The organism is Marinobacter alexandrii (assembly GCA_039984955.1).
Lineage (GTDB): Bacteria > Bacteroidota > Bacteroidia > Cytophagales > Cyclobacteriaceae > Ekhidna.
The window spans coordinates 734,183-748,041 of the sequence record JBDWTN010000005.1; the positions used below are offsets into that span (position 1 = coordinate 734,183).

A 13,859-nucleotide genomic window follows, 5' to 3' on the forward strand; every position below is an offset into this window, starting at 1 on the left:
CTATTTGGTTAAGTATCGAACATAGTCTATTTCAAGGCGCTGAGGAAAAGCACTTTTCTCTACTCCCGCTTTACCACCCCATGTGCCTCCTACCGCCAGGTTAATAATCAAGTGATAATCATATTGATTAAATGGCCAGCCGGCTACATCGTCTTCATTTCTCTTTAAATGATTATACATATTATCGTCTACGAACCATTTAATTTCATTCTCTGACCACTCAACCGCATATACGTGAAATTCACTGTCAACATTTTTAACATATACGCTATCTACTTTATGCGTGCCAATCATACCATTATACTTTGTCGTATGTATAGCTCCATAGATGGTTCCGGGATTGTATCCCACATGCTCTACGATATCAATTTCACCGTCTGCTGGCCATTCAGCATTGCCATCAACAGTGGGAAGCATCCAAAAGGCCATCCAGGTGCCTCTGCCTACAGGTAGTTTTGCTTTCATCTCGAATCTTCCGTATCGGAAATCAAGCTTCCCTTTTGTAGCCAATTTAGCACTTGAAAAAAAGGAGTCGACAGTATCTTTTAGATGTGCCTCTAAAACGAGTACTCCATTTTCAATTCTGACATTCTCAGGCAGATCGGTATAATATTGCAACTCTTTATTTCCCCATCCGCAGAGATCCGGACAGCCATCTCCTGTTACTACAGTCCAGAATTCATGGTCGATTTTATCAAAGTCAAAATTGTCTTCCCAAACAGTTTTGTATCTGTCTCCATAAATTAATTGAGCTCCAAATAATATAGATGCAACTATAGTCAGGGATCCAGGTATTAAAATTTTTCTTTTCATCTAATTGGATTGAAAAACCCTTACATAATCAACCACCATCCTTTGAGGAAAAGTGGTTGTTTCATTTGGAGAACCTGGTAGGTTCCCACCAACGGCTACATTAAAAATGAAGAAGAAATCGTTAGTAAATTCTTCCATGTCAGAAGAGAAATTGACTGTTGTATATTGATTATCATCGACGTACCATGTAATGCTCGATTCGTTCCAGATCACACTGAAAACATGAAATTGGTCATTGAATGTCCCGTTACTTAAAGTGTATTCATGATCTTGCCCACAGGTGCAGGCGTAAGTTCCATTATTATCCCAGTGTAATGTTCCAAAAACTGTGTCTTCTCGACCTCCACCGCCGATCATTTCCATGATATCAATTTCACCACAATTTGGCCATCCAATAGATCTAAAATTTGCACCAAGCATCCACAATGCGGGCCAGATTCCTTGCCCTTCTGGCAAAATCGCACGAATATCGATTCGTCCATATCTAAAGGATTGCATATTTTCAGTAATGATACGTGAAGAGGTGTATTGACTTCCTGAAAATGCCTCATTCCTCGCTTCTATAATCAATAACCCATCATCAACTTGTGTATTCTCTTCTCGATAGTATTGTAATTCGTTATTGCCCCATCCATCGGATCCAGTACCTATTTCATGTATCCAATCAGAGGACAGGGAATTTCCCTCAAATTCATCATTCCACACCAGATCGTATCCCTCATAACTTAAAGGCGTTTCATAGCCACCATTATCAACATTGCTATTAATCTCTACCACCACATCTTCACTGATCTCAATGAAATTTGAAGAAGTAGTGTTAGCTCTGATTTTTATGGTATAAGTATCCTCCGCCAAATACGTGTAGCTCACCTTGCCATCATCATCATTAACGAAACCCTCACCTACACCAAAATCAAATTGATAGAAGTTAGCATCATCTGCTGTTGCCGTAAATGATACATTTCCAGACTCATTCTTGCTTATTTCAACCGTGAGATTGGATGGTAATAGCACCATATTACTCTCACCATCCTCACCACAAGAAGAGGTCAGTAGCAAAGAAATCAGAATTAAAACTATTGTGTGCTTCATCAAAATAAAATTAGGAAAAAGCATGCGGCACTAAGCCGCACACTCTTACAATAACTAGTATTAATTTTTAGGAACAAGAATAAAGTTCCAGAATACACTTCCATCACCCGAAACATCTATAGATAAAGAAAGCTCCTCACCAGATGCATTTTTGAAATAGTCCAGAACCTGATAACTAACAGCAGCATCCATATTTGGTGGTGCTGCTGTATATTCTCCTCCATTAAATGCTTTAGGTAATGCAACAAAAGCTCCGGTACCTCGAACTATAATCTGGGCATCATCTGTATCTGTTGCTGGAACCAACGAGAAAGAATGAATTCCAGACCCCCATGTTTCTGCAGCTGTACCATTCAGATTCGCATCTGTCTGGCATCCTTCAGTTAGTCCCATATACGGCTCACCAAAAATGTCCCCATTGGTTTTATACTCATACTGACCACCTGTTTTGAAGATGAACTCATCATTCCATAGGCATGGTCTATCACCCGAAATATCAGCTCCATTGGGGAAGAATGCATCACTTCCAGGTGCAGGTCCAACACCAAATGCACCCGCAGCTGGCTTGAGCACCCACGATTTGACATCATCCCCTGTTAAAAGATCCACTGTAATTTCGTCTGCCGACTCTGTCGCAAATCCAATATCATCAATATAGAACGTGCCTCCGTTATTATTATCGGTATCGGCAAAAATCACGAGATTTTGAAGGTTTGTCTGTGCCCCTGTGAAATCAAAGGTTACTTCAACCCATTGATTTGTAACAGGAATGCTAACATCATCTTGTGTAAAAGTTCCAGCATCGCCTTCAGCCTCTAACTTCAGAATCACATTGGATGCAACAGGCGACCATATCTTCATAGAAAGTATAGCGTTTTCAGAAAAATCAACTACCTCATCTAAAAGCATCGCTATACCGGCAAACGAAAACTCGGTTCCTTTCACAAATTGTCCTACTCGTGATGATGTATTGATTCCAGAAGGATCCGGATTATCGATCACTGAGAATACAGAACCTCCAAACTCCCCAAAATTAACATCACCATCTTCCCAGGTTAATGGAAACACCTTCGGCACAGAAGTAACAGTCAATTCAGATGTGAAGACATCTTCCTGACCTGGGCCTGTAGCTGTCAATGTCACCGTATAGGTACCATCTACCGTGTACGTATGCACCGGATTCTCGTCCGTGCTCATACTTCCATCACCAAAATCCCAACTATAGGATTCTGCATTTAAAGATGTGTTGGTAAAAGTGGCTTGTAGACCATTGGTTGCAACAGTGAATCCAGCCTCCAATGGGGCAAATCCTTTTCTAATCAATCGGAGATACCAAACTAGAGATGGGTCTGTTTGATCAACGTATCTAAGAAACATTTCATTTTCATTAAGATCTAATACTTGGTAGCTTCTGGAATTAGTAAACATTCCCATAAAACCTGGAGCCGAAATGTTTATAAAGTTATCTCCTGCCTCGTTTGTACTTAAAGCATACGTCAAACCTTCGGGATCTTCAAATGGGGCATTGTAATTATTTCCAGCAAACTGTACAGCTCCAGAAAAATCGGATGACAATGCTGCGATAACAAACACACTTCCTTTCGCTTCCATGCTGAACTCACTACCCAATAACTTGAAGGTGTATTCATCATCCAAAAAATCCGCACCATCCTGATCGCCAACAGCTGCGGAGTAAAAATCTGGGAAAAAACTCGTACTGGGTCCAACACCGAAATAACCTGCTCTTTCACTATCAACTATCCATGTTTTTCCTTCAAGAATATTACACCCTCCAGTCAATAGCTGAAGAATTTCCACATTACAAATTTCCGGATCTGTTGCAGCAATTTCGAGCGACTGTGTCGTGGTGGTAGATCCACCTGAATTGTAGACAGTAAGTGTAACGTCGAACATTCCTTCAAACGGAAAATAACCTGTCACCTCATCACCTTCTGCACTTGTACCGTTACCAAAATCCCAATTCTTGATAAAACCAGTAGAAGCATTGGTAAAGGTGAAATAGTTTGGTCCCTGTGAACTTTGAGTAACCGTAAAGGTGGCATTAGCCTCAGAGATGGGCTTTTCACTTAGTTCAAATGTCTCCTGCTGGCAGCTAACACTTAGTGTAGCCATCAGAATCCATAGATATGATTTTATATTCTTAATCATGATCATTCTTTTAATAATTATCATTTTGTCTCCAAGCTCCCCCAGACAGATCAATTTCGGATCGAGGTATAGGGAATACTTCATGTTTTCCTACTACAAAACCATCAATAGCAGCTTCTGCTTGTCCGGTTCTTACCAGGTCAAAGAATCGTAACCCCTCACCTGCAGTTTCCCATCTTCTCTCTTGCCATATGGCATCAGTTAAAGCGGTACCACTCGCATTTACATCTGCAAGTCCTAATCGGCTTCTAACCATATTCAGATACATCTGGGCTTGTGCATCGTTAGGAGCAGCCTTGCGATTATGTGCTTCTGCTGCCATTAACAACACTTCAGGAAGTCTCAATACGCGATGATTTCTTGGGCTTGTCAAGCGCTCATCACCTGCACCCAGCTCGTTTGCACGTCTCATGTACTTATGATTATAATATCCGGTAAATCCGCCTGTTCCTACATCATAGCTAACTGTAGGATTGGAAGTCTCCCAGGCGATAAGATTCAATATTGCACCATCTCTACGAATGTCACCTGCTGCAAAAGAATTATAAAGCTCCTCAGTCGGTAAGTTGTAACTATTACCATCGTCATATACAGGTCCTTCATAGTTTTTGGGACTATGAAAACCAATCGCCCAGTTACTTTCAGCCGCTTGTGGAGCAACAAAATCAGATCCCTCCTGGCCTGTATGCTGAATTTCGAAAACTGACTCAGAATTACCTTCTTGCGCTACACTGAACAATTCAACGTATTCACCCGAGGTAGATACGGTGATCAAGCTATATGGTCCATCACTGATCAACTCATCAAGCACTATGGCAGCTTCGTCAAACTTATCCTGATAGATGTAAGCTCTGCCCAGAAGACCTAATGCCGCACCCTTCGTGACCCGGCCTTTCACAGGACTCGTCCACTGTAAACCTTCAGCAGCGGCAATAAGATCTGTTTCTATTTGAGCATACACCTCTTCTTTGGGAGTTCGAGCTAACGATGTAGCTTCATCTATACTCAACCTCCGATCAACGACTAATGGAACATCCCCAAATACTTTTACCAGTTGAAAGTAATAATATGCTCGAAGAAATGAGGCTTCAGCCAATAATTCATCTTTCCGTTCGAAGTTTAAGTTGTCTTTAAACTCGAATATGAAATTGGTTCGGGTTATGCCTGAATACATAAATCGAAGGTGCCTCCTTAACTCTAACTCCGATTCTGGAGTATGGACCATTTCATCTATCTCATGCAACGAACGTGTATCATTTGGACTTTCACCTCCGGCAATTGAGTTGTCAGATGCAATTTCGCCTAACCATAACGAAAGGAAACTCTGTCCTATCATATCGTACGCACCTATCAGCGCGTTCTCATAGTCTTGCTCTGTTTGAAAATAGCTTTCAGCGTCCTGAGCAAATTGTGGCTCAATATCCACAATATCCTCACAAGAGAAAGCTGTCATCAGTAATAATGTTAATAGTATATATTTCGCTTTCATCGCTATTAAAATTTAATGTTAAAACCACCCATCAATACCCTTGCTTGGGGATACCTTCCATTATCAACTCCTAAATCAAGCGGTGAAGATTGCGTATCCGGATCGTATGCTCCGCCTCCTACATCGGGATCGTATCCCAGATACTTAGTGAAGGTTAGAAGATTAGTACCACCAACATAGAATCGAATGGACGTTGCACCGAGGTAGCTACTCAGGTTTGTTGGCAAAGTGTATCCTACCTGTATATTTCTCAAACGTACAAACGAGCCATCTTCAACATAAAAGTCTGAGAAAACATTATTCTGAGTTAGTCCTGTAGTCAAACGTGGGTATTCATTGGTGCTGCCGGGACCTGTCCATCGATTGAGAGTATAGGACAACTGATTGGCTAACGGTTGTGCACGTTCGTAGTTTCTAATGATATCTTGCCCGAATGCTCCCCAGATATTGGCTGTAAGGTCTATTCCTTTATAATCCAGATTTAGATTAAAACCTATAGTGAAGTCTGGAATTGGAGATCCAATTTGTGTTCGATCGTTCTCGTCAACAATATTGTCTCCAGTTACGTCAACAAATCTCAAATCTCCGGGGCTAGGCGGATTCACACCTAAGGGATCGACAGTGCTTGCATTGATTTCCTCCTGAGTCTGCCATATACCGTCAGTCTTGTAACCTACAAAATATCCAATGGGAAATCCTTCTTCCAAACGAGTAGCAACCCCACCTCCAATTCCAAATCCTGTCCCTGAAACAAAGTCCAAACCATTTGGAACCTTCGTAACCTCGTTGTTTATCAATGTGAAATTTGAACTAATCGAGATATTTAATCCATTGGATAATTGTTTATCATAACCTAGATCCAATTCTACGCCTGAATTCCTGATATTACCTCCATTGATGATTGGAGGAAAAGATCCCGGGCCGTAGGTGCCCAATACGGATAATACATCGGGTGCAAACAAAAGGTCATTGGTATTTTTCACAAAGTAGTTGGCAGTTAAGCTGAATGATTGAATAAGGTCAAGATCAATTCCTATATTCAATTGCTTATTCCGCTCCCACTTCAAATCAGGGTTACCCGCTCTTCCTATTGCAACGCCTCTTAGAATCGCATCATTAAATACATAATCACCTTCTCCTCCCAGTAGCGCTCTGTAAGCAAAGTCTCCAATTTGGTCATTACCCACCACCCCATAGCTAACTCTTACTTTTGCAAAATCGATAAAAGATGGAGTGAAGAATGACTCATCTGAAATGACCCATCCAGCTGAAACAGCCGGGAATATTCCAAATTTATTGTTCGCACCAAACCGTGTGGAGCCGTCCCTACGTACAATCACAGAAAGGAAATACCTTTTTTCAAAATCGTATTCAGCTCTTACAAAAGTAGAAACCAGCTTAGATTCTACCTGATAGGAGGTTGTATTGTTCAAAAAGTTTCCTGTAGCCTGATTGGTCGAAATATCCGCAAGATTAGGATCATTGTTGGGGATATTTAATGCAAAACCTCTTAATTCATCTGACGATGTACCGAATAATGATGCGCCCAAAGTTCCTTTTACAGCATGAGAACCAAATGCTCTATTGTAGTTTAAGAAACCTTCAAAATTGTAGTCCAAAAATGTATTTCTAAATTCTTGTACTTCTGCTCCTCTTTCAACCTGAATTCCTCCAATGTCTACAAGGATTGGGTCAAGATCTTCATTTGCTGCAGTACTTTGTGGCTTACCTGGCCCGTACCAAACCAATGGAAAAAAGCTCTTCCCTTCTACTAAAGCGTAATTATATCCGCCTCGACCCGTTATTGTGAGGTTATCGTTGATTTCATAGGAAATTTCTTCTTTCCCAGTGAACTTATTCACCCTTGATTCATTGAATGTATTTTCAATAAGGGCCAATGGATTCACGATATCTGCAACTTCGGTCAGGTAACTAAACCGATTGTTCTCTTCAGCCACTCTGACAGGTGAGGTTGGAGGGGCATTGTTTGCACTGTACAAAATAGATCCAATACCTCCTACAGGAACGGTTTTGCTTAGTTCGTTTGTGTAGAGTAAAACACTTGTTAATTTGACTTTAGGGGCCAGTTCAGTCGTGAAATTGATTCGACCGTTTATCCGTTCAAAGTTGGCTTTATCTCCACCTCCAGCGATACCTTCCTGACCAAAATAAGATCCACCTATATTATAGGTTGTCTTGTCTGTACCTCCCGATACACTTATGTTGTAGTTTTGAATAGGAGCCGTCTGGAAGACTTCATCTTGCCAATCCGTACCTTCACCCAGCGATGTATTGTCGAATAATGGAGTTTGTCCTCCTGCAACAAAAGCCTCGTTTTTTAAAATGGCATATTCAGTTGCATTTAGCACATCAAGTTTTCTGGCAGCTTCCTGTATACCATAATATCCATTAAACTCAATTGAAGGCTTGGAGTTCAATCTTCCTTTTTTAGTTTCAATGAGTATCACACCATTAGCTGCCTGTACACCATAAATAGCTGCTGTTGCATCCTTCAACACGTTAACCGATTCGATATCTGATGGATTCAATGCATTTAGTCCTGACGGATCATATTTTACGCCATCGACCAAAATCAGTGGATTACTATTCCCATTGGTAGATATACCTCGAATACGAATATTGGAAGTTCCTCCAGGTGCACCTGAATTCGTCGTAATATTTACCCCGGCTGTTTGGCCCTGAAGTGCCTGATCCAGACGAGGTACGTTTCGCTTTGTGATTTCCTCTGCAGCCACTTTAGTCGCAGCTCCTGTAAGTTCTTTTGCAGTAGTTGTACCATATCCAACTACAATTACTTCCTGAAGTTCATCTAAATCAACCTCTAATTGAAAGTCTACCACGGTTCGATTGCCAGGATCGATTTCACGTGTATTAAATCCCAGGTAAGATGCTACCAGGATGTCACCATCAGATATACTCAAAGTGTAATTGCCATCCAGATCTGTTATTGCACCATTTGTGGTGCCCTTAATCTGAACGGTAGCACCTATTAATGCCTCACCACTCTGAGCATCTGTTACTTTTCCCGTAATTGCACGCTGAGCCTGGGCATAGCCTACGATCAGGATCAAGACAATAAACGAAAAACCAAATTTCAAATACTTCATATTCATTTAGGTCTATGTTTTACATAAATAAGTTTAGATCGATCATGAATCGTCATACAAGGTATAAACCTATTACTCTGTAAACCTGATAATACACCACATCAAAAACTCATCATCCATAAAAAATGATTACATCATTTTATCTTAAAAATGTACATTTGAAGTATTAAAGAACATTTTTACTTTCTCAAAAATTTCTTACTAAAAAATGATAAATTCACTATGAGACCGTATTTGATATTGATTTTTACCATTTTTTTAATAGGAACGATAAATGTAAAGGCTCAAAAAGAAGATGAAAGACAGCTAATATCCATACCCCTAACTACTACATATACTCCATCAGAATACAATGGTGGAATTCAAAATTGGGGAATTACTCAGGACACTTCAGGCTATATCTATATAGCTAATAACTACGGTCTTCTAGAGTTCGACGGAGCAACTTGGAACAAGTACGCAATAGCGGGTGCGACAAAAGTAAGGACTGTTCTAGTTGAAGAGATATCAAATCGAATCTATGTAGGTGGTCAAAAGCAACTGGGCTATTTCGAGCATACTAAATCGGGGATCTCATATCATAGCCTTGTAGATCGTATTCCTAGTAACGTGGTTGTTGATGAAATTTGGGACCTAGTGGCATTTAACAATGAAATCTATATTAATGTAAATGGTACCCTCGCACTACTAAAAAACGATCAAATAAAGATATTAGATAATGTAAATGATGTGGAATTCATTACTTCCATTGATGATGAACTCTTAGCTGGATCAACAAATGGCATCTATAGATTAAAGCAAGATAGTACAACATTTGAGCTCTTGGAAAACAGCGAAGGGCATAGCTATCGTGGAGTTTCTAAGTGGGGGAATAAATATATTCTTTTCACTTATGATGGTGACATATTCTATTATGAAAACAAAAAACTAAAATCAATCAAAACGAGTATTGATAGTTTTTTAAAGACTTCTAAGATTAACAAGGTATTAAAGTTAGAAAATCAAACTATAGTGTTAGGTACCCAGAACAATGGTTTGGTTATAATAGATAAAGACCTTAAACCTATCCTACACTTGACCAAAAACAGAGGACTTAATCACAGAACTGTAATTGCTTTATATGAAGATGATTTCAATAATTTATGGGTAGGGCTAAATAATGGAATTTGTGTAGTTGAACTTGGCTCTCCTTTCTCTCTCATCAATGAAAATGTAGGTTTGGAGGGCACAGGATATTCTGCTGCCAAATTGAATGATGAAATTTATTTAGGGACAAGCAGTGGCGTATTTGTTCCGAATGAAGCATTGGGAGATATGGATGCTAGAGCGGGGTATTCTGTATTGACCGGCAGTGAAGGCTTGGTAAATAGTATTTCTATACTAGACAAAAAGTTAATACTCGGTCATCATGAGGGAGCATTTATACTGAATGAAGGGAAGATTGAGGAGTTCAGTAATGAAACCGGATTTTGGGGTTTTAAAAAATTTGCCAAGAACAAATTAATTGGTGGAACTTATAATGGATTCTTCCTTTTCAAGAATTTAGATATACCTGAACTTGATAAATCACTAAAAGGCTTAAGTGAGTCCTCTAGAGTTTTTGAATTTGAAGATGATTCAACTCTATGGATGACGCACGGATATAAAGGTGCCTACAAAATCAAATTTAAATCTGACTCAATAAATCAGTTATCACACTATGGATCAAGTGATGGTTTTCCTTCGGATATTCTTATAAGTGTTTACAAAATAGACAAAGAATTGATTTTTACGGCAGAATCTGGAATCTATCAATACAGTCAAGAATTGGATGAGTTTACGCCACATCCATTCCTAAATGAATGGTTTAGAAACCGACATGTAAGTAAAATAAAGCAGGCTGGAGATAGGATTTTTTACATTGCAGGAGGCGAGTTGGGTCTCATGCAAAAAAAATCAATTGGAATCTATGAGTCTGAAGAAAAGCAATTCAAAAAGATAAATAGTTACATAAGTGACGATCTTGAGAATATCAATATCATCAATGATGACAACATTTTGATTGGCGCAAAAGAAGGGTTTATCCTTTATCAATCTATTTTGGACAAACCAATCAAAGATTCATATAACACCTACTTAAAAAATGTAGACATAACCAATCTAGATGATGAACTAAGTTCGATCTCAGGATCGTTTTTTGAATCAGCATCCATCGACAGCCCCAAGCTCATCCGATTTGAATATTCTGCTCCTTTCTATGATGGTCTTAGTGATTTGAAGTATTCATACAGACTAAAGCCATATGATGAAAGTTGGTCAGAGTGGACCAACACTAATTGGAAGGAATATACTAACCTACCGGCTAAGAATTATGAATTTGAAGTCAAGTCTGTCAATGTCTACGGTAACGAAAGTAAGGTTAGCACCTATTCATTCACTATAAATCCTCGGTGGTATGAGTCTGAATTAGCCTATACCCTTTATTCATTTATCATATTAGTCATTTTCACAAGTGTCCTTTACACAAGAGAAAAGAAGCATAAGACAGAAAAAGAAATTTTAAACCTAAATAAAGAAAAAGAGATCCGATCAAAGGAACGTGAAATACATGAGTTTTCGGAAAAGACCAATCAGGAGATTCAGAATTTAAAAAATGAGAGTCTGAAAAAAGAAATTGATCACAAAAACAGCCAGCTCGCGTCTGTCACTATGCATTTGTTGAGTAAGAATGAATTTGTAATGTCAATCCGGAAAAAACTCGGTGATGCATTGACCACTAAGGACAATTCTGATAATCTAAGTAAAATAGTAAGATCAATTGACAAGAATATAGATGAGGACGAAGCGTGGGAAACATTTGCTCATCATTTTGATCAAGTTCATGGAAACTTTTTACATAAGCTAAAACAAGAGGTGAAGCTAACTCCTCAAGAAACCAAGCTATGCGCTTACCTAAAGATGAACATGAGCACCAAAGACATTGCAAACCTTATGAATATAACGATACGTGGGGTTGAGTTGGCACGATATCGATTGAGAAAAAAATTAGGTATTAGTCGGAAAGTTAACCTGGTTGAATTCTTGGATAATTATTAAACTGTCAGTTATTCATAACATCAACCAGACGCATCAGTTCACTATTGATGGGTTTGGTTTTACTTATGGCCAGCTTGAAACTTGTGTATGTGATTTTATTATCAATAACACCAGCCATCACATTTGACTTCCCATTTATCAAACCTTCCACAGCAGCCAGTCCAAGTCTGCTAGCCAATAATCGATCAATAGATGTGGGTGACCCTCCTCTTTGTAAATGTCCCAAAGTCGAGACACGAATATCTAGTTTTGGGAGTTTATCCATCACTTTATTAGCTATCTCATGTGCGTTTCCTTGTTCATCCCCTTCAGCCACGATCACAATTGCAGATGTTTTCTCCTTATCTCTTCCTTTATTCAACGTATCAATCACATCTTGAATCGTAGTAGAAGTTTCAGGCACCATTACCAATTCAGCACCTCCTCCTATTCCACAATGAATGGCGATATATCCTGAATGACGTCCCATTACTTCTACAAAGAATACTCGATCATGTGAGTTAGCAGTATCTCTTATCTTATCAATCGCTTCAAGTGCAGTATTTACGGCTGTATCAAAACCAATCGTATAGTCTGAACCATAGAGGTCATTGTCTATGGTTCCCGGAGCTCCTATAGTTGGGATACCGTATTCTTCATAGAAAATATTTGCCCCTGTAAATGTTCCATCTCCACCGATCGCAACAAGCCCTTCTATCCCTTTTGCTTTCAACTGTTCGTAAGCTTTTTTTCGTCCTTCTTTGGTTCTAAAATCTTCGCTTCTAGCCGATTTAAGGATTGTTCCTCCTTTTTGCAAAATGTTACTTACTGAATATGACTTCATCAAATACATGTCACCATTGATGATTCCATTGTATCCGTATCTAATTCCATAAACATTCAGTCCAAGGCTTAATCCAGATCTCACAACTGCTCTTACACAAGCATTCATGCCTGGCGCATCACCTCCTGAAGTAAAAACTCCTATATTTTTCATTTTATCTGTTAGTTGAATAGATGGCTCTATTTTTAAAACTTATTAACCTGTTCTTGTACTAGCTATCTAGGTATTTCCAAACTAGACTAGATGCTCCCAAAATAGGTGCATCATCATCCTTAAGACCTGAGGGTAATAGCTGTATCTTCTTATCAAGAAACATAGGCATTAGAAAATGCTCCATATTTTCCTGAGCGGGGGTAAAGATATGATCGCCTGCTTTTGACAAACCACCCAACAAAAATATAGCTTCTGGATCAGTATGAACAACAAAATCGGAAAGCTTCATTCCTAAAATCCTTCCTGTATACTTAAAAGCCTCTATGGCTATTTTATCTCCCTTTTCAGCGGCTTCAGATATCGTTCGTGTACTCAAATCGTCAAAACTAATTGCGCGAAGTACACTTGGTTCGGTATAGTCAGCCAGCAATTTATAAACAGTTCTTCGAATGCCTGTTGCACTCACATAAGTCTCTAAACATCCTTTCTTTCCACAAGCACAGTTTCTTCCATGTGCGTTAACAAGTGTATGTCCAAGTTCGCCAGCAAATCCATGTTTGCCATAGACCAGATCACCATTGATTACAATCCCACTACCCAGGCCAGTTCCAACAGTCAAGACAACAAAGTCTTTCATGTTCTTGGCTTTTCCATAAACCATTTCGCCCAATGCTGCGGCATTTGCATCATTCGTTAATGCACATTTGAGCCCAAACACTTTTTCTACTTCCTCTGCGAATCTAGATACACCCTTCCAAGGTAGGTTAGGTGGATTTTCAATGGTTCCCTTGTAATAGTTGGCATTGGGAGCACCCACCCCTACACCAATTACATTTTCAATTGAATGGAGCTCCTCTATCTCTTTTTTGAGTGATTGAATAAATGACGGATAATCTGCATAGTCCTGCGTTTTGATCCGAGATTGTGCGATAATATTTCCCTCCTGATCAGCAATACCAAACTTTGAGTTCGTTCCACCTATATCAATACCAATTGCAAGTTTATTCATCTAATACTGTTGACCTTTTTAATTCTATCGTTGCTCAAAAATCGCAACATCGTTCATTAACGGGAATAGGATTTGTTTCGAATCTCAATGGTATTTCACCCATCTAAA

General features: G+C 39.3%; 8 protein-coding genes. 1 reads left to right on the forward strand and 7 read right to left on the reverse strand.

Going from position 1 to position 13,859, the window contains the following annotated elements:
• Genes ABJQ32_03815 through ABJQ32_03835 form a run of 5 tightly spaced genes read right to left on the reverse strand, consistent with a single transcriptional unit; the run spans position 1 to position 8,691 of the window.
• Positions 1-813, reverse strand: a complete 813-nt coding sequence (locus tag ABJQ32_03815) for a glycoside hydrolase family 16 protein (protein ID MEP5288748.1) — start codon at positions 811-813, stop codon at positions 1-3.
• The gene (locus ABJQ32_03820; protein MEP5288749.1) at positions 814-1,905 is read right to left on the reverse strand and encodes a glycoside hydrolase family 16 protein; all 1,092 of its coding nucleotides are present in this window, start codon (positions 1,903-1,905) and stop codon (positions 814-816) included.
• Between the two features lie 60 nt (positions 1,906-1,965).
• Positions 1,966-4,074, reverse strand: coding sequence for a PKD domain-containing protein (locus tag ABJQ32_03825; protein ID MEP5288750.1), 2,109 nt, complete (start codon positions 4,072-4,074; stop codon positions 1,966-1,968).
• Positions 4,075-4,084: 10 nt separating this feature from the next.
• Positions 4,085-5,563, reverse strand: a complete 1,479-nt coding sequence (locus ABJQ32_03830) for a RagB/SusD family nutrient uptake outer membrane protein (protein ID MEP5288751.1) — start codon at positions 5,561-5,563, stop codon at positions 4,085-4,087.
• A gap of 5 nt (positions 5,564-5,568) precedes the next feature.
• Positions 5,569-8,691 (reverse strand): TonB-dependent receptor, encoded by a 3,123-nt coding sequence (locus ABJQ32_03835; protein MEP5288752.1) that lies wholly within the window; start codon positions 8,689-8,691, stop codon positions 5,569-5,571.
• A gap of 222 nt (positions 8,692-8,913) precedes the next feature.
• On the opposite strand from ABJQ32_03835, the gene ABJQ32_03840 reads away from it, so the two are divergent.
• Positions 8,914-11,766 (forward strand): triple tyrosine motif-containing protein, encoded by a 2,853-nt coding sequence (locus ABJQ32_03840; GenBank protein MEP5288753.1) that lies wholly within the window; start codon positions 8,914-8,916, stop codon positions 11,764-11,766.
• Positions 11,767-11,770: 4 nt separating this feature from the next.
• On the opposite strand, the gene pfkA is transcribed toward ABJQ32_03840, so the two are convergent.
• Positions 11,771-12,742 (reverse strand): 6-phosphofructokinase, encoded by a 972-nt coding sequence (pfkA, locus tag ABJQ32_03845; protein MEP5288754.1) that lies wholly within the window; start codon positions 12,740-12,742, stop codon positions 11,771-11,773.
• Between the two features lie 58 nt (positions 12,743-12,800).
• On the reverse strand, positions 12,801-13,751 hold the full coding sequence (locus ABJQ32_03850) for an ROK family protein (GenBank protein MEP5288755.1): 951 nt from the start codon (positions 13,749-13,751) through the stop codon (positions 12,801-12,803).
• Positions 13,752-13,859: the final 108 nt, after the last annotated feature.

Coding starts and splice junctions, on each gene's coding strand:
- ABJQ32_03835 (MEP5288752.1), bottom strand. CDS start 8,691: ATGAAGTATTTGAAATTTGGTTTTTCGTTTATTGTCTTGATCCTGATC.
- ABJQ32_03815 (MEP5288748.1), bottom strand. CDS start 813: ATGAAAAGAAAAATTTTAATACCTGGATCCCTGACTATAGTTGCATCT.
- ABJQ32_03825 (MEP5288750.1), bottom strand. CDS start 4,074: ATGATTAAGAATATAAAATCATATCTATGGATTCTGATGGCTACACTA.
- ABJQ32_03820 (MEP5288749.1), bottom strand. CDS start 1,905: ATGAAGCACACAATAGTTTTAATTCTGATTTCTTTGCTACTGACCTCT.
- ABJQ32_03850 (MEP5288755.1), bottom strand. CDS start 13,751: ATGAATAAACTTGCAATTGGTATTGATATAGGTGGAACGAACTCAAAG.
- pfkA (MEP5288754.1), bottom strand. CDS start 12,742: ATGAAAAATATAGGAGTTTTTACTTCAGGAGGTGATGCGCCAGGCATG.
- ABJQ32_03830 (MEP5288751.1), bottom strand. CDS start 5,563: ATGAAAGCGAAATATATACTATTAACATTATTACTGATGACAGCTTTC.
- ABJQ32_03840 (MEP5288753.1), top strand. CDS start 8,914: ATGAGACCGTATTTGATATTGATTTTTACCATTTTTTTAATAGGAACG.